The organism is Pseudomonas fluorescens, from assembly GCF_000968015.1.
Taxonomy (GTDB): Bacteria; Pseudomonadota; Gammaproteobacteria; order Pseudomonadales; family Pseudomonadaceae; genus Aquipseudomonas; species Aquipseudomonas fluorescens_W.
On record NZ_LACH01000035.1, the window covers coordinates 57,407 to 73,354 of the forward strand.

The following is a 15,948-nucleotide window of genomic DNA, read 5'->3' on the forward strand; positions in this document are numbered from 1 at the left end:
AGGCGGCCTGGCAAGCGCCGACTAAACCTGAGGTTTTGCTGCTGGCTGCCACAAAATCTCGGCAATCCCCTGCCGCTTGGCGATCAACCGCGCCACCACAAACAACAAGTCCGACAACCGATTGATGTACGCCAACCCAACTCCGGCCAACGGTTCGACGGTATTCAAATGCTGACACCGTCGCTCGGCACTGCGCGCCAGGCTTCTGCACACATGAGCCTGGGCAATCAACGCCGAACCACCCGGCAAAATGAAATTCTCCAGCGGCCCCAGCTCTTCATTCCACACATCGATCGCGGCTTCCAGACGTTCCACTTCTGCCGTGTTCAGTGCCTGATACACCGGCATCGCCAGTTCACCACCCAAGTCGAACAACCGATGCTGGCAAGGCGCCAAAACCTCGATCACCTCGTTCAATCCTGGAAAAGTGCCACTTTCCGTCGCCAACCCGGCCAATAGCACACCCACCTGACTGTTCAGCGTATCGACCTCGCCAATGGCTTCGATCCGTGGATGATCCTTGGGCACGCGGCGGCCGTCGCCCAGCCCGGTTTCGCCTTTGTCGCCAGTGCGGGTGTAAATCTTCGACAAGCGAAAGCCCATGGTTACCTCGATAGCTGATTGAGTTCTTGAGAGACGAGCGGGGTGCCCGCCAAGGGCAGGCGCAAGGTGAAACACGTGCCTTGGCCCAGGGTCGATTGCACTTCCATCTGACCCTTGTGGTTGTTGGTAATGATGAAATACGAGACCGACAGGCCAAGGCCGGTGCCCTGACCGATTTCCTTGGTGGTGAAAAATGGCTCGAAGGTGCGTTTGCGCACGCTCTCGCTCATGCCGATGCCGTTGTCCTCCACCTGGATTTCCGCCCACGGCGGATTCAGCTTGGTGCGCAGAATGATCCGTCCCGGCTCGCGGTCGTCTTCACGTTGGTGAATCGCCTGAGCGGCGTTTTTCAGCAGATTGAGCAGCACTTGCTCCAGTTCGTTCGCCGTGCCAGGCACCGGACCGAGTTGTGGATCGAACTGGCGAATGATCGCCTGGCCCTTGAAGTCGAAACCGATCGCCAGGTCGAAGTCGTTGCCGGCAATTTCTACCGCCTGATCGATCAGCGCCGGCAGGTCACAGGGGGCCATTTGCCGGGTACTGCGGCGACTGAAGCTGAGCATGTGCGTGACAATTTTTGCCGCCCGGGCGCCAGCCTGTTGAATGCCGTCGAGCAACTGCGGCACTTCGCGCGCTTGCAGGTATTTGTTGACCGTATCCAGCGCGATCCCGTTTTGCTCGGCTTGTTCGAGGTTCTTCGGCAGATCAGGCGAAAGGCGTCGGCGAATGTTCTGCACGTTGTGCAGGATCGCGCCTAACGGGTTGTTGATCTCGTGGGCCATACCCGCGGCGAGGCCACCAACCGAGAGCATTTTTTCCGACTGCACCATCATTTCTTCCAGCGACAGGCGCTGAGTGATGTCGTCGATCCGGATCACCACACCACGCCCGGCACCGCCCATCAGCGGGTAGAACGTCAGTGCGTAGTGCTTGGGTTCTTCGTCCTTGAGCCACGTCACCCGTTCAATCTTGGCCACTGTGTGCTGCTCGACGGTTTGCTTGAGCTGTGGCAGAAACGGCTTGAGTGGTTCGAAGGCAAGGAAGATCGGCTGGTTCAAGGCTTCGTCGAGGCGCGTGCCGGAGAGGGCGCTGGCCTCCTGATTCCACTGCGTCACATAGAGCTGTTCATCAAGGGCGATCAGCGCCGAGGGCATGGAATCGATGATGCTGTTGAGGTAGTTCTGGAAACCGGTGAGCTTCTTCTCGATCTTGCTGCGCACCTGAACTTCGAGTTCCAGTTTGCGATTGGTATGCCGGGTTTCTTCGGCCAGGCCCTGAGCCTGGTCATACGCAGCCTGGGAATCGTCCCGAGCCCGCTTGAGTTGCTGCTCCCGGGCTTCGATCCGCGAGAGCATGGTGTTGAACGCCTCGGCGAGGCTGCCGATTTCGTCATGGTTGCCGCGGGAGGCGCGCAGGGCGTAGTTCTCTTCCCGGGTCACTTGCCGGGACAGCTCTTCGAGCTGATGGATCGGCCGGGTAATCAGGCGTTTGATCTGTCGGGCGATCACCAGCCACAACAGCACACTGAAGATCAGAATTCCGAGGCTGGCGGTCAGGGTCCCGGTGTAGAACGCCATCGGCAGTTCGCTGCTGGCGACCAGTAACAGATGGCCGGGCGCGGTGCCGGGGCGGGGCAGGGTGATGACTTGATTGCTGCGAAACTCGGTGGCTTGCCAGGACTCAATGTGCCGGTAACGCGTTGGCAGGCTCAGATTGTCGCCATGCTGCAACTGCGCCAGACGTTCGCCCTTGCCGTCATAAAGGGCCGCCGCGCGTAACGGTGAATAGCTGTTGAGCTCATTGAGCAGGCGTTCGGCGCTTTGCGGTGACTGCAAGGCTTCGGACACCAGGCTGGGGTTGGACACCAGGCGGCCGATGGTCTGCAAGGCCTGAGGGGCCATGCTTTCCTGGGAGATGTAGTACGCGGCGCTGATAAAGGTCAGGTTGGCGACCAGCAGGACGGTGGTCAACAGCACCAGCAGGGCGGCCAGCAATTTCTGGCCGACCGGAAGGTTTTCAAGGCGCTGGCGCAATGGCATCAGGTTCATCGCTGAATAGGAACAAGTGGCCAGCGTAGCCGCTGCTCAGTCGCTGGGCAATCCAAGGCTGTGCAGATGGGTGATCAATCTTTGCTCAAGTTGATTGAGGTGTGGCAAGTTGAGTTGATGCCTCGCGGCGACTTTGCAGGCATGACCCAATAGATAGCTGATCTCGGTCCGGCGCTGGTTCGCGACGTCCTGGTACATCGAAGAGTAGTTGGCGGCGGTCGCGTGAATCACCCGTTCGACTTCCTGTTGAAGGTCCTCGGCCGCTGCCGGTTGACCGCACCGCTCAAGCAACTCGGTCAATTCGCCGCAAAGGGTGGCGACTTCGCAGTGGTGCTCCTGTAAACCGCCATTACGGCAATCGTGCAGCACGGTCAGCGGATTGATCGCACAGTTGAGCGCCAGTTTTCGCCACAGCCGGGTCAGAATGTCGGTGCTCCACTCGTGGGGAATACCGGCGGCGCTCACGTCATCCAGCCAGATCGGCGCCACGGGATGCCCCGCATCCCCCAGCCAGGTGTAACCGTGGCCGGCGAATACCACGCGCCAGTCGCCATCGCGAAAGGCACCTTCGGTGCTCGACGCATAAATGCAGCGGGCTTGCGGGACCTGTGTGGCGACGGCGTCCTGGCTGCCAAGACCGTTCTGCAACAGGATCAGCTCGGCGTCGGGGGCCAGGCGCGGTGCCAGTTGGGCTACGGCTTTCTCGGCATCGTAGGCTTTACAGGCCACCAGCAGGCGGTTGATCGGTTCATTGTTGTCGGGTGTCTCGGCGGGAACCGGATAGCACTGCGCTTTACCGTGTTCGACCAGCGTCAACCCACCCGCCGCCTCATACGCCTGCAAGCGTGCAGCGTCCCGCACGATCAGCTTGACCGGCACGCCGGCCCGCGCCAGTCGAGTGGCCCATAAGGTGCCAAGGCTGCCGGCGCCCAGAACATGCCAGGTGGTGGACATCAGCTTTTTGCTCTGTTTATCGCGCGCATGGGAGGCTCGCAGTGAATGATGGGAAAGACCCGTTATAATCAGCGCGGATTTTAACCGCAAGCCAGGCGTGCTCCATCGTGATCGAGCATGCCCTTTTATTGGAGAGATTACATGCCGTCGTTCGACGTGGTATCCGAACTGGACAAACACGAAGTCACCAACGCGGTCGAAAACGCCGTCAAGGAACTCGATCGTCGTTATGACCTGAAAGGCAAAGGCACCTTCGAGTTCAAGGAAAAGGACCTGACCGTCAACCTGACTGCTGAAGCCGATTTCCAGCTCGAAGCGATGATTGAGATCCTCAAGCTGGCCCTGGTCAAGCGCAAAATCGACGTGCAGTGCCTTGAAGTCAAGGATGCCTATGCGTCGGGCAAACTGATGAAGCAGGAAGCGGTCCTCAAGGAAGGCATCGACAAAGAGCTGGCGAAGAAAATCGTCGCTCATGTCAAAGACGCCAAGCTCAAGGTTCAGGCTGCCATTCAGGGTGAGCAAGTGCGCATTACCGGCAAGAAGCGTGATGACTTGCAGGAAGCCATCGCGGCCCTGCGCGCCAAGACTTTCGATATGCCGCTGCAGTTCAACAACTTCCGCGACTGACCTTTCAGGCGGGAACCTGTGGGAGCGACGGGCGGCGATCCGACTTGCTCGCGATTGCGGTGTGTCATTCAACAGTGATGTCGACTGATACGCCCTCATCGCGAGCAAGTCGGATCGCCGCCCGTCGCTCCCACAGGGATTGTGCTTAACGCAGGAGAAAGAAGATGGATTTGAATACTGAAGTGGACAACCTGGTCAAGGCGTCTCAAGCCTGGATTCCGATGATCATGGAATACGGCAGCCGCGTGTTGCTGGCGGTGATCACCCTGGCCGTCGGCTGGTGGCTGATCAACAAGGTGACGCAAAAGCTCGGTGGCCTGCTGGCGCTGCGTAACGCCGACCTCGCGCTGCAAGGCTTCATCAGCAGCCTGGCAAACATCATTCTCAAGGTTTTGCTGATCGTCAGCGTCGCCTCAATGATCGGCGTGGAAACCACTTCGTTCGTCGCAGCCATCGGTGCGGCAGGTCTGGCCATCGGTCTGGCCTTGCAGGGCAGCCTGGCGAACTTCGCCGGTGGTGTGCTGATTCTGTTGTTCCGCCCGTTCCGCATTGGTGACTGGATCGAAGCCCAAGGTGTTGCCGGCACAGTCGACAGCATCCAGATCTTCCACACCGTCCTGCGCACCGGTGATAACAAAACCATCATCGTGCCGAACGGCAACCTGTCGAACGGCATCATCACCAACACTAACCGTCAGCCGACCCGTAAGGTCGTGTTTGATGTGGGTGTGGATTACGAAGCGGACCTGCAGAAGGCCCGTCATGTTTTGCTGGACTTGGCCAACGATGAGCGTGTTTTGGCTGACCCGGCACCACAGGCAGTGATTTCGACACTGGGTGATAGTTCGATTACTGTTTCCCTTCGAGTGTGGGTCAAGACTGCTGATTACTGGGATGTGATGTTCATGTTCAACGAACAGTCCCGTGATCGTTTGAAAACGGCTGGTATCGATATCCCGTTTCCACAGCGGGTTATTCGAGTGGTTCAGGAATCGGCTGTGCAGTGATCCGTCTTTCGAACATGTCTGACTCTTAGGTCAGGCATGTTCTGGAAAAAGTCGATCATCTAAATGCTGTGTTGTCGCCAATAAAAAGGCCCATCCGAAGATGGGCCTTTTGTTTGTTACCGCAAATTAATTGCTTGCGATTACAAGATCGACAGCGGGTAGTCAACGATCAGGCGGAACTCGTCGATGCTTCCTTCAAACGCGTCGTCCTGGTTGGCGCGGTGCCATGCTTGACGAATACGGAAGGACAGATCCTTGGCCGGGCCGGTTTGTACTACGTACTTGGCTTCGACGTCGGTTTCGTGGTGTTTGCCGTCTGCACCGTAGAAGCCGGTGTAGGCGCTGTTCGACGGAGTGTTGGTGCCGTCGATGTCCCAGCCTTTGGCGTAACGGGTCATGAAGCTCAAGCCTGGAACGCCGTACTCGGCCATTTTCAGATCGTAACGGATCTGGGCAGACTTCTCGCCAGGGGCGTTGAAGTCAGAGTACTGGATGGAGTTGGCGAGGAAAATCGAGTCGCCGCCGCGGTTGTTCTTGCCCACACCGATGTAGTCGAACGGGGTGTCACCATTGATCTTCTGGAAGCCTAAGGTGATGGTGTGCGCTTTCAGGAACGAGAAAGCGGCTGCCAGCGAGTAGGCGGTATTGCTGATGTCACCAGCTTTAGCGTCGCCAGTATCGGTGGTGCGATAGATGTTACCGTCCAGGTTGACCGACTGATCGCCACCCATTGGAATGGTGTAGTTCAGGTTGGCGTAGTACTGGTTCCAGATGTCTTCCAGCTTGGCGCCATACAGCGACGCGCTCAGATTGTCGGTGATGCCGTACTTGCCACCGAAGTAGTCGATGGAGTTGGCTTTCACGGCAGCGTAAGTTGCCCACAGATCGCCGTCACGGGAGTTTCTGTCCTGGCTGGTCGCCGAGTAGAAGTGGCCGGCTTCGAGGTCAAGGTCTTTGACTTCGCTGCTCTGCAGTTGGATACCGCTGGCAGTTTGGTGAAGGATACGGGAACCGCCAACAGCGAACACCGGAGAGGTGCTTGGCTGCATGTCGCCGACTTTCAGCTCGGTCTTGGAGATGCGGAACTTGGCGGCAGCGCCGGCTTTGCCCTGGTTGTTTTCGACCTCGCCATCACTGCCCACGGGCATGTTGCCGGTACCACCATATTTGTCGGAACCGTCCAGCTTAATGGCCAGTTGACCCCAGGCTTCAACGCCAACACCGATCAGACCTTGGGTGTAGCCTGAGCTGAACATGCCCTGGATGCCCTGGGTCCAGTCTTTGTCGTCGGTTGCGCCGTCTTTCTTGTTGCGATTGTAGTAGTAGTTGCGAACTAGCAAGTCGAGCTTGCTGTCTTCAACAAAACCTTTGGCTTCTGCCTGGTCGCTTACGAAAGGTGCGGCTACTGCCAACTGAGTACTGGCTGCTGCTGCAACTGCCAGTGCGATCATGCTCCACTTCATCACGCGCATCGTGATTTGCTCCTTTGGTTTTTAGAAGAGTACTGCCGTCCCACCTGTTTTATTATCTGGGCGGCTCTTTCTTTTTGTGTCGGCGCAAACTTATATCACGCCGACCATGTTGGCGATACTTGCGTATCTAACCTTTCAGCTTCTTTACGACCCTGTCGCAAACAGCTTGGTAGATGTCGCAAATTTACAGCCTCAATGCAAGCGGGCTGGCAACTTTGGCGTTGTTTTCCAGGGCCTGAGCATCGGTAAAAAGAGTCCCTGGTGAAACGCTTGAATCTCCATCGGGCAACCCTGCCACTGTTTTTATTTGCCTTAAGGCTTCCACTTCCAGCGGACGCTTTAGAGGCGATGTGGGTGTGAATGCAACAAGCGTGCACAAATCAGAATCCTGCTGGTTTTTTTTCTGAAAGCCTGACTGTCACTGTAAAAACCTCATAAAACCGGGGGGTTCAAGCACGTTTTGTTCTGGCTTGACGCCATGGTTTGCATCGTGTTGTACCTTCGCTGTCGACTGCGTGACAACCCCAAACGTTACCGGTTCACCCCGTCAGTGAGTAAATGGCGGATACCTGACCGACTCAGCGTAGACGCACTGTGCGGTTTTGGTGCAAAAAATTTTAATCGCTGTACTGAATTCATACAGTGCGGCCGTTTGCCAAATTCGAACGCGTCGTTGTTTATCAGTCAGTTCGGCGTTTTTTGTGTGGCTGCTGGTTCTGTAATGGTGCGCCATGAACGAAAATGACTCATGTCGGGGCGCGTGACCGGTCGTTTGTAGTTTTTCGGGTTGGCTTCAACCATGGTTCGTCGTGAAGCCAGCGGCGTTCGCAGGTATGCTGCCGTCCTGTCGCTTGGTGCGCCGTCTCTCGAGATGGACGCTAAGCTGAAATTGATGACCAGGCGGGAGTGCGCGCAGTGTTCGCTTTAGATCCACGGCTTCAACAAGACACGTTACCGATTGGGGATTTCCCACTCTGCCGGTTACTGCTGTCCAATGATTCGAACTACCCCTGGTTCATTCTGGTGCCACGTCGCGACGATATCAGTGAGATATTTCAGTTGGATGTCGCAGATCAGCAGCAGTTGTGGCAGGAAACGACCGCACTGGCGGAAATGCTCAAGGACTCGTTTGACGCGGACAAATTGAATGTCGCGACCCTGGGTAACGTCGTCAGTCAGTTGCACATGCATGTGATTGTGCGCAAGCGTGAGGATGCCGCCTGGCCGGCGCCGGTCTGGGGTCAACACCCGGCCAAGCCTTATGGCTCAGAGCAGATCGCGTTGATTCGCGAGCGGTTGCGCCTGGTATTGACCGATGATTTTACGTTTCTGGAGGGTTGAATCATGAGCCTGGAAGAGCGCGTTACCGATCTGGAGAGCCAGCTGGCGTTTCAGGATGACACCATCCAGGCATTGAGTGATGTGCTGGCGACGCAGCAGCGTGCGGTTGAGCGCCTGCAACTGCAAATGACTGCCTTGCTCAAGCGGCAAGAGGAAATGGCCGGTCAGTTCGAGACGTTTGAAGAAGAGGCTCCACCGCCGCATTACTGAGTGTGACCAACAGACGGGCAATAAAAAACCGCGAACAGCCTGGCTGTTCGCGGTTTTTTTTAGCCTTGAATCAGCGGCGCGGCAGAGCGGCGATCACATCTTCGGCTTGCAGGCCTTTGTCACGATTCATCACGGAGAACTCCACGCGCTGGCCTTCGACCAGAACACGATGACCTTCGCCACGAATGGCCCGGAAATGCACGAAAATATCATCGCCGGAATCACGGGAAATAAAGCCGAAGCCTTTAGAGGTGTTGAACCACTTGACGGTACCGGTATCGCGGTTGCTCATGTCATAGCTTGGCGAGACGGCGGCCGGTGAAGATTTGTAGAAGCTGATGGCCAGGTGCAGAAGAACGGCAATCAGGGCAGCGACCAGGCTGAACAGAACAGCAGGTTGACCGGCAATGACAGGCATTGGCGCGATCAGCGTCAGGGTTTGCAGGACGACGGCCAGAACCAGCAGGGCGCTGACCAGGTTTTGCAGTTGATGACGCGGGCCTTTGTTCCAGTAAGGGATAACAGGAGCGAGGGTGAGGTTGAGCAGGCCGAAAAAGGCCAGGTACAGCGCATCAGGTTGTTGCAGGTAAGGTAAGGCTTCGGATCGCAGGCTAGGGATGAAGGACAACAGCAAGGCTGCTGCGCCCATTAGCAGGTGGACAATTTTCAACATTTTGAGTAACTCACGTTAAGACGGATCACAAGGAAGAGCTGATTGAGCACGGTTCGCTTCAGAACAATAAGAGGCGTTGGACACGTACCCGGTATCAGCCTATGCGCAGCCCCCGGAAAATAGGCGGTAGCGACACACTGTCTATTTAACAGCAAAGCCTGCGGCTACTCAAATCAGGCAGTCCAGCGGTGCCCTGAGGGTCGATTTGTCACAGGCAGCCGGAGAATCCGGGGCTGCGGGGTGCCGGCAGGCTTGCTAGAGTGGTCCTGCACCTGCTGGATGAACTTCATCACCTTTAGGGGAAACGCATGGCAATCGATATCGATATCGGTATCAGTGAAGAGGATCGCAAGTCCATCGTCGACGGACTTTCGCGTCTGCTGTCGGACACTTATGTACTTTATTTGAAAACCCATAACTTCCATTGGAACGTCACCGGTCCGATGTTTCGGACTCTGCACTTGATGTTCGAGGAGCAATATAACGAGTTGGCCCTGGCCGTCGATTCGATTGCCGAGCGAATTCGTGCTCTCGGATTTCCTGCCCCCGGTGCCTACTCTATTTATGCGCGCCTTTCTTCTATCAAGGAGGAGGTGGGTGTGCCCAATGCCGAGGACATGATCAAGCAACTTGTCGAAGGTCAGGAGGCGGTCACGCGTACTGCACGCGGGATCTTTCCACTGCTCGACAAAGTCAGTGACGAGCCAACGGCTGACCTCCTGACCCAGCGTATGCAAGTCCACGAGAAAACCGCGTGGATGCTGCGCTCCCTGCTGGACCAGTAACAATGTTGGTGCGCGGATGGCGCCCTTGGGGTGTTGTTCGCGCCTAGTCTTCTCGTAACTTTTAGTGTCTTCTGTTGAACGATTTTGCGCCCAGGCGTGTAGGAAATTATCTGGCGTAGGACGGTCTCCATGATCGCTCTTCAGTTGTTGGCTTATCCTACGTTGATGGTCATAAAGTCATCTGGATATAACTTTGCGCCTGCGCTTTTATAGAGAAACAGCTTGTTGCTCTTATAAAAAAGCAAGGATGGCAAAGGAGTGTCAACGATATGGTTTACGAAGACAGGCGAAGCGAGGGGAGTGGCGGTCCAGTCAAGGATATAAGGATCGATCCATTTGTCAGTGAATTTGATATGGGCCTGGCCCAGCCTTTATCTCGATCAGTGCGGTTGAATGGTTTTGCAACCTGTTTGCGGCTTGAACAGGTCTATTGGGATATTTTGGGCGACATGGCCAAGGTCAACTGCTGTACGGTCAGTGCGCTGTTGTCCCATGTGGACCGCGAGGTGCATTTACGTCACGGCGGGGTCAAGAACTTCACCGGGCTGGTGCGGGTTGTGTGCGTCGTGCACAGCCGGAAGGAAGGCGGCTGCGTCGCCATGCCTTAGCCACAGGGGTGGAATGGGTCGAGTGTCGGTCTGTGCAGTCTTACGGCTGCACAGGCTGCATTTAATGGATATAATCCCGCTCTTTGCCGCAAAACCCAGCGTGTGCGGTAGCAATCTGATCGCCGAGACAACCCCCATGCCGATGTACGACTATCAATGTGCTTCCTGTGGTCATCAGTTGGAAGCCATTCAAAAGATCAGCGCAGCACCGCTGGTCGACTGCCCTGCCTGCCAGGCGCCAGAGCTTAAGAAGATGCTGTCCATGCCGGGCTTCCGCCTTAGCGGCACCGGCTGGTACGAAACCGATTTCAAGACCGGTTCCAAGAAGAATCTGGCCGGCGGCGACAAAGCTGACTAGGGTCTTGAGCCTGAGTTGAACGACACGTGCGAGCTCTTGCATCATCTGGCGCCTTTCACAAGGGCAGGATATGAGCAAGGTCTCCAACCGAATTTCGAATTACGAGAAGCGAAACCACTACCATGATGCGCAGCCATTATTGCGGCCAACTGAACGAAAGCCTGGAAGGCCAGGAAATTACCCTTTGCGGATGGGTTCACCGTCGCCGTGACCACGGTGGGGTGATTTTCCTCGATATCCGTGATCGTGACGGTCTGGCCCAGGTGGTGTTCGACCCGGACCGCGCTGAAACCTTCGCCGCCGCCGATCGCGTGCGCAGCGAATACGTGGTCAAGGTCACCGGCAAGGTTCGCCTGCGTCCGGCCGGTGCCGGCAACGCCAACATGGCGTCGGGCATGATCGAAGTGCTGGGCTACGAGCTGGAAGTATTGAACGAAGCGGAAACCCCGCCGTTCCCGCTCAACGAGTTCTCCGACGTCGGCGAAGAAACCCGCCTGCGTTATCGCTTCATCGACCTGCGTCGTCCGGAAATGCTCGAGAAGCTGCGTCTGCGTTCGCGCATGACCACCAGCATCCGTCGCTTCCTGGACGAGAACGGCTTCCTCGATGTCGAGACGCCGATCCTGACTCGCGCCACGCCAGAAGGCGCTCGCGACTACCTGGTGCCGAGCCGTACTCACGCCGGTAGCTTCTTCGCCTTGCCGCAATCGCCACAGCTGTTCAAGCAGCTGCTGATGGTGGCCGGCTTCGACCGTTACTACCAGATCGCCAAGTGCTTCCGCGACGAAGACCTGCGTGCCGACCGTCAGCCTGAATTTACCCAGATCGACATCGAGACCAGCTTCCTCGATGAAAAAGAGATCATGGGCATCACCGAACAAATGATCCGCAACCTGTTCAAGGAAGTGCTGGACCTGGAGTTCGGCGACTTCCCGCACATGACCTTCGAAGAGGCCATGCGTCGTTACGGCTCCGACAAGCCGGACCTGCGTAACCCGCTGGAACTGGTTGACGTTGCCGATCAACTGAAAGAAGTCGACTTCAAGGTGTTCAGCGGCCCTGCCAACGACCCGAAATGCCGCGTTGCCGCTCTGCGCGTTCCTGGCGCGGCGAGCATGCCGCGCAAGCAGATCGACGACTACACCAAGTTTGTCGGCATCTACGGTGCCAAGGGCCTGGCGTACATCAAGGTCAACGAGCGCGCCAAGGGCGTTGAAGGTCTGCAATCGCCGATCGTCAAGAACATCCCTGAAGCCAACCTCAATGTGATCCTTGATCGCGTTGGCGCGGTTGACGGCGACATCGTGTTCTTCGGTGCCGACAAAGCCAAGATCGTCAGTGAAGCCTTGGGCGCGCTGCGGATCAAGGTCGGTAACGATCTGAGCCTGCTGACGTGCGAGTGGGCACCGATGTGGGTTGTCGACTTCCCGATGTTCGAAGAGAACGACGACGGCAGCTTCACTGCCTTGCACCACCCGTTCACCGCGCCGAAGTGCACCCCGGAAGAACTGGAAGCCAACCCGGCGACCGCTCTGTCCCGTGCCTACGACATGGTTCTGAACGGCACCGAGCTGGGTGGCGGTTCGATCCGTATCCATCGCAAGGAAATGCAACAGTCGGTATTCCGTCTGCTGGGTATCAGTGAAGCGGAACAGGAAGAGAAATTCGGCTTCCTGCTCGACGCCCTGAAATACGGCGCGCCGCCGCACGGTGGCCTGGCCTTCGGTCTGGACCGTCTGGTGATGCTGATGACCGGTGCCCAGTCGATCCGTGAAGTGATCGCCTTCCCGAAAACCCAGAGCGCCGCTTGCGTCATGACTCAGGCCCCGGGTGTGGTAGATGCCAAGGCACTGCGCGAACTGCACATTCGTCTGCGCGAAACGCCTAAAGCTGAGTAAGGCTGGCCAGAAGGGCGCATCTTCGGATGCGCCCTTTCTTTATAGATTGGTCGAGATTTTTATTTGCTGGCTGGCGCGTCATGGCGCGGCGGGCAATGTTTCAAAGAGAATTCGGAGCGAGATATGGCGGGTCATTCCAAGTGGGCGAACATCAAGCACCGCAAAGAACGTCAGGATGCCAAGAAGGGCAAGATTTTCACCAAGTGGATTCGTGAACTGACCGTTGCGGCCCGTCAGGGCGGTGGTGATCCGGGTTCCAACCCGCGTTTGCGTCTGGCGCTGGACAAGGCCCTCGGCGCGAACATGAGTCGCGACATCATTGATCGCGCGGTCGCCCGCGGTGCCGGTGCTGCCGACACCGACGACATGGTCGAGCTGACCTACGAAGGCTACGGCCCGGGCGGCGTGGCGGTGATGGTCGAGTGCATGACCGACAACCGAAACCGCACCGCAGCCGCTGTTCGCCATGCGTTCAGCAAGTGCGGCGGCAACCTCGGCACGGACGGTTCGGTGGCCTATCTGTTCGAGCGCAAGGGGCAGATTTCCTTCGCGCCAGGCGTCGATGAAGATGCGCTGATGGAAGCGGCGATGGAGGCCGATGCCGATGACGTGGTAACCCACGAAGACGGCTCCATCGACGTATTCACCTCGTTCGCCGGTTTCTACTCCGTGCGTAACGCGCTGGAAGCGGCCGGTTTCAAAGGCGATGATGCGGAAATCGTGATGCTGCCGACCACCAGTGCCGAACTGGATCTGGAAGGCGCCGAGAAGGTTCTGAAGCTGATCGACATGCTTGAAGACCTGGATGACGTGCAGAACGTTTACTCCAACGCGGACATTCCAGAAGAAGTCGCCGCACAGCTCAGTTGATGCATTTATTAAAGATCGCAGCCTTCACAAAGCCCTACGCTGTACAGGTAGGAGCTGGCGAAGCCTGCGATCTTTTGATTTTCAGCGTTTATTTGAAAAGATCGCAGCCTTCGGCAGCTCCTACAGTTACCCTCGAATACTCGCACTAGCTTTGCAGGCGTTATGACTTTAATTCTTGGTATCGACCCCGGTTCGCGCATTACCGGTTATGGCGTAGTACGTGATACCGGGCGTGGTTGCGTGTACGTGGCGTCGGGCTGTATTCGCACAGGTTCCGGCGAGCTGCATGAGCGCCTGCAAATCGTCTATCGCGGCGTGCGCGAAGTCATCCAGACCTACGGCCCGGTGACCATGGGCATCGAAAAGGTCTTCATGGCGCGCAACGCCGACTCTGCGCTCAAACTTGGCCAGGCTCGCGGCGCCGCCATCGTTGCCGGGGCGGAAGAAAGCCTGGAAATCGCTGAGTACACCGCGACCCAGGTCAAGCAGGCGGTGACCGGGACCGGCGCGGCGAATAAAGAGCAGGTGCAAATGATGGTCATGCACATGCTGAAACTGACCAGCAAGCCGCAAATCGATGCCTCGGACGCCCTGGCCATTGCCATTTGCCATGCTCACACCCGTTCCAGCCTGTTGCCGCATGGCCTGGGTACGGCACGCAGTCGTGGCGGGCGCCTGCGTCTCTGATAGCATCAGCAATCATTTTTTATGGAACGAGGGTTTTGTGCCTGTGTCGTCGGCGCAAAACCCTTGTTCTGTCAGTCGCCAGCACTGATCTGGCCAACGCTCAAGGATCTGAAACGTGATTGGACGCTTGCGCGGCACACTGGCTGAGAAACAGCCGCCGCACCTGATTCTGGATGTAAACGGTCTGGGGTATGAGCTGGAAGTGCCCATGACGACGCTTTATCGCTTGCCGTCGGTCGGTGAACCGCTGACCTTGCACACCCATTTGGTCGTACGCGAAGACGCGCAGTTACTCTATGGCTTCTTCAGCAAGCGTGAGCGAGACTTTTTTCGCGAGTTGATCCGTCTCAATGGTGTAGGGCCGAAATTGGCCCTGGCCCTGATGTCGAGCCTGGAAGTCGATGAACTGGTCCGCTGCGTGCAGTCCCAGGACACCTCGGCCCTGACCAAGGTGCCGGGCGTGGGTAAGAAGACTGCCGAGCGTTTGCTGGTGGAACTCAAGGATCGCTTCAAGGCCTGGGAAACCGTGCCGGCGATGTTTGCTTTGGTACCAAACCAGCCGGGTGGGCCAGATACGACGCCGGTCGCCACCGCAGAAAATGACGCGGTCAGCGCGCTGATCTCCCTGGGCTACAAGCCGCAGGAAGCCAGCAAGGCGATTTCTGCGATCAAGGAGAAAGGTTTGAGCAGCGAAGACCTGATTCGTCGTGCCCTGAAGGGAATGATCTAAGTGATTGAAGCTGATCGTCTGATTGCCGCCACACCTGGCCCTCGTGACCGCGAGGAAGTCCAGGACCGCGCGATTCGCCCTGTCAGCCTGGCTGAATACATTGGCCAGCCGACCGTTCGCGAGCAAATGGAGTTGTTTATCCAGGCGGCCCGTGGGCGCAATGAATCCCTGGACCACACGCTGATTTTCGGCCCGCCGGGCCTGGGTAAAACTACCCTGGCCAACATCATCGCCCAGGAAATGGGGGTCTCGATCAAGAGTACCTCGGGCCCCGTGCTTGAACGCCCGGGTGATCTGGCTGCGCTGCTGACCAATCTTGAGCCACACGACGTGCTGTTCATCGACGAAATCCATCGGCTCTCGCCGATCGTCGAAGAAGTGCTGTACCCGGCCATGGAAGATTTCCAGCTCGACATCATGATCGGCGAAGGGCCTGCCGCGCGCTCGATCAAGCTTGATCTGCCGCCGTTCACCCTAGTCGGTGCGACGACGCGGGCGGGGATGCTGACCAATCCGCTGCGCGACCGTTTCGGCATCGTCCAGCGTCTGGAGTTCTACAACACCGCTGACCTGGCAACGATTGTCAGTCGTTCGGCTAACATCCTCGGCTTGCCACTGGACCCGGAAGGCGCCTTCGAAATCGCCCGCCGTGCCCGTGGTACACCGCGGATCGCCAACCGCTTGCTGCGCCGGGTTCGGGATTTCGCCGAAGTTCGCGCCAAGGGCCACATCACCAAACCGATCGCCGACCTCGCCTTGAACCTGCTGGATGTCGACGAGCGTGGTTTCGATCACCAGGATCGACGTCTGTTGTTGACCATGATCGAGAAGTTCGACGGTGGGCCGGTCGGGGTCGATAGCCTCGCCGCCGCCATCAGTGAAGAGCGACACACTATTGAAGACGTGCTGGAGCCGTACCTGATCCAGCAGGGCTACATCATGCGTACGCCGCGGGGGCGAGTGGTGACTCGGCATGCGTATCTGCACTTCGGTTTAAACATCCCGTCACGATTGGGTGAGATGCCCGTGGTAGACGAGTTCCTCGATGCCGTGGACGATTAATAACCTTTGCGCGCT

At 57.5% G+C, this 15,948-nt stretch carries 17 protein-coding genes; 12 read left to right on the forward strand and 5 right to left on the reverse strand.

Features of this window, described 5'->3' with window-relative positions; genetic code table 11:
- Nucleotides 1-21: 21 nt before the first annotated feature.
- The 3 genes from VD17_RS16745 to VD17_RS16755 are packed head-to-tail and all read right to left on the reverse strand — an operon-like array spanning nucleotide 22 to nucleotide 3,605.
- A complete protein-coding gene (locus VD17_RS16745) occupies nucleotides 22-603 on the reverse strand; it encodes a cob(I)yrinic acid a,c-diamide adenosyltransferase (protein ID WP_046054747.1) in 582 nt (193 codons plus the stop codon).
- A 2-nt stretch (nucleotides 604-605) separates the two neighbouring features.
- Nucleotides 606-2,642 (reverse strand): sensor histidine kinase, encoded by a 2,037-nt coding sequence (locus VD17_RS16750; protein ID WP_046054768.1) that lies wholly within the window; start codon nucleotides 2,640-2,642, stop codon nucleotides 606-608.
- Nucleotides 2,643-2,687: 45 nt separating this feature from the next.
- Nucleotides 2,688-3,605, reverse strand: a complete 918-nt coding sequence (locus VD17_RS16755) for a putative 2-dehydropantoate 2-reductase (RefSeq protein WP_046054748.1) — start codon at nucleotides 3,603-3,605, stop codon at nucleotides 2,688-2,690.
- Nucleotides 3,606-3,746: 141 nt separating this feature from the next.
- Between VD17_RS16755 and VD17_RS16760 the strand changes: the two genes are divergently transcribed.
- A complete protein-coding gene (locus VD17_RS16760; RefSeq protein WP_007906601.1) occupies nucleotides 3,747-4,232 on the forward strand; it encodes a YajQ family cyclic di-GMP-binding protein in 486 nt (161 codons plus the stop codon).
- Between the two features lie 164 nt (nucleotides 4,233-4,396).
- Nucleotides 4,397-5,239: a mechanosensitive ion channel family protein gene (locus VD17_RS16765; protein ID WP_046054749.1), complete on the forward strand. Its 843-nt coding sequence runs from the start codon at nucleotides 4,397-4,399 to the stop codon at nucleotides 5,237-5,239.
- Nucleotides 5,240-5,379: 140 nt separating this feature from the next.
- Here the strand turns inward: VD17_RS16765 and VD17_RS16770 are convergent, their stop codons facing one another.
- The gene (locus VD17_RS16770) at nucleotides 5,380-6,711 is read right to left on the reverse strand and encodes an OprD family porin (protein ID WP_046054750.1); all 1,332 of its coding nucleotides are present in this window, start codon (nucleotides 6,709-6,711) and stop codon (nucleotides 5,380-5,382) included.
- A gap of 915 nt (nucleotides 6,712-7,626) precedes the next feature.
- Between VD17_RS16770 and VD17_RS16775 the strand changes: the two genes are divergently transcribed.
- Both VD17_RS16775 and VD17_RS16780 read left to right on the forward strand, forming a co-directional pair.
- On the forward strand, nucleotides 7,627-8,052 hold the full coding sequence (locus VD17_RS16775) for an HIT domain-containing protein (RefSeq protein ID WP_046054751.1): 426 nt from the start codon (nucleotides 7,627-7,629) through the stop codon (nucleotides 8,050-8,052).
- A 3-nt stretch (nucleotides 8,053-8,055) separates the two neighbouring features.
- The gene (locus tag VD17_RS16780) at nucleotides 8,056-8,262 is read left to right on the forward strand and encodes a SlyX family protein (protein ID WP_033057593.1); all 207 of its coding nucleotides are present in this window, start codon (nucleotides 8,056-8,058) and stop codon (nucleotides 8,260-8,262) included.
- Nucleotides 8,263-8,332: 70 nt separating this feature from the next.
- On the opposite strand, the gene VD17_RS32915 is transcribed toward VD17_RS16780, so the two are convergent.
- On the reverse strand, nucleotides 8,333-8,935 hold the full coding sequence (locus VD17_RS32915) for a cold-shock protein (RefSeq protein WP_046054752.1): 603 nt from the start codon (nucleotides 8,933-8,935) through the stop codon (nucleotides 8,333-8,335).
- 314 nt (nucleotides 8,936-9,249) lie between these two features.
- Here VD17_RS32915 and VD17_RS16790 point away from each other — a divergent pair, with 314 nt between their 5' ends.
- The 8 genes from VD17_RS16790 (at nucleotide 9,250) to ruvB (ending at nucleotide 15,933) form a co-directional block, all read left to right on the forward strand.
- On the forward strand, nucleotides 9,250-9,720 hold the full coding sequence (locus tag VD17_RS16790; protein WP_046054769.1) for a Dps family protein: 471 nt from the start codon (nucleotides 9,250-9,252) through the stop codon (nucleotides 9,718-9,720).
- A 269-nt stretch (nucleotides 9,721-9,989) separates the two neighbouring features.
- Nucleotides 9,990-10,328 (forward strand): ribbon-helix-helix domain-containing protein, encoded by a 339-nt coding sequence (locus VD17_RS16795; protein WP_046054753.1) that lies wholly within the window; start codon nucleotides 9,990-9,992, stop codon nucleotides 10,326-10,328.
- Nucleotides 10,329-10,464: 136 nt separating this feature from the next.
- On the forward strand, nucleotides 10,465-10,686 hold the full coding sequence (locus VD17_RS16800) for an FmdB family zinc ribbon protein (RefSeq protein WP_010457489.1): 222 nt from the start codon (nucleotides 10,465-10,467) through the stop codon (nucleotides 10,684-10,686).
- 122 nt (nucleotides 10,687-10,808) lie between these two features.
- Nucleotides 10,809-12,584 carry an aspartate--tRNA ligase gene (gene aspS, locus VD17_RS16805; RefSeq protein WP_046054754.1) on the forward strand — a complete coding sequence of 592 codons (1,776 nt, stop codon included), beginning with the start codon at nucleotides 10,809-10,811 and terminating at the stop codon, nucleotides 12,582-12,584.
- A 123-nt stretch (nucleotides 12,585-12,707) separates the two neighbouring features.
- Nucleotides 12,708-13,454 (forward strand): YebC/PmpR family DNA-binding transcriptional regulator, encoded by a 747-nt coding sequence (locus VD17_RS16810; protein WP_046054755.1) that lies wholly within the window; start codon nucleotides 12,708-12,710, stop codon nucleotides 13,452-13,454.
- Between the two features lie 162 nt (nucleotides 13,455-13,616).
- Nucleotides 13,617-14,141: a crossover junction endodeoxyribonuclease RuvC gene (gene ruvC, locus VD17_RS16815; protein WP_008147379.1), complete on the forward strand. Its 525-nt coding sequence runs from the start codon at nucleotides 13,617-13,619 to the stop codon at nucleotides 14,139-14,141.
- Nucleotides 14,142-14,256: 115 nt separating this feature from the next.
- On the forward strand, nucleotides 14,257-14,871 hold the full coding sequence (gene ruvA / locus VD17_RS16820) for a Holliday junction branch migration protein RuvA (protein ID WP_046054756.1): 615 nt from the start codon (nucleotides 14,257-14,259) through the stop codon (nucleotides 14,869-14,871).
- Nucleotides 14,872-15,933 (forward strand): Holliday junction branch migration DNA helicase RuvB, encoded by a 1,062-nt coding sequence (gene ruvB, locus VD17_RS16825; RefSeq protein WP_008147374.1) that lies wholly within the window; start codon nucleotides 14,872-14,874, stop codon nucleotides 15,931-15,933.
- Nucleotides 15,934-15,948: the final 15 nt, after the last annotated feature.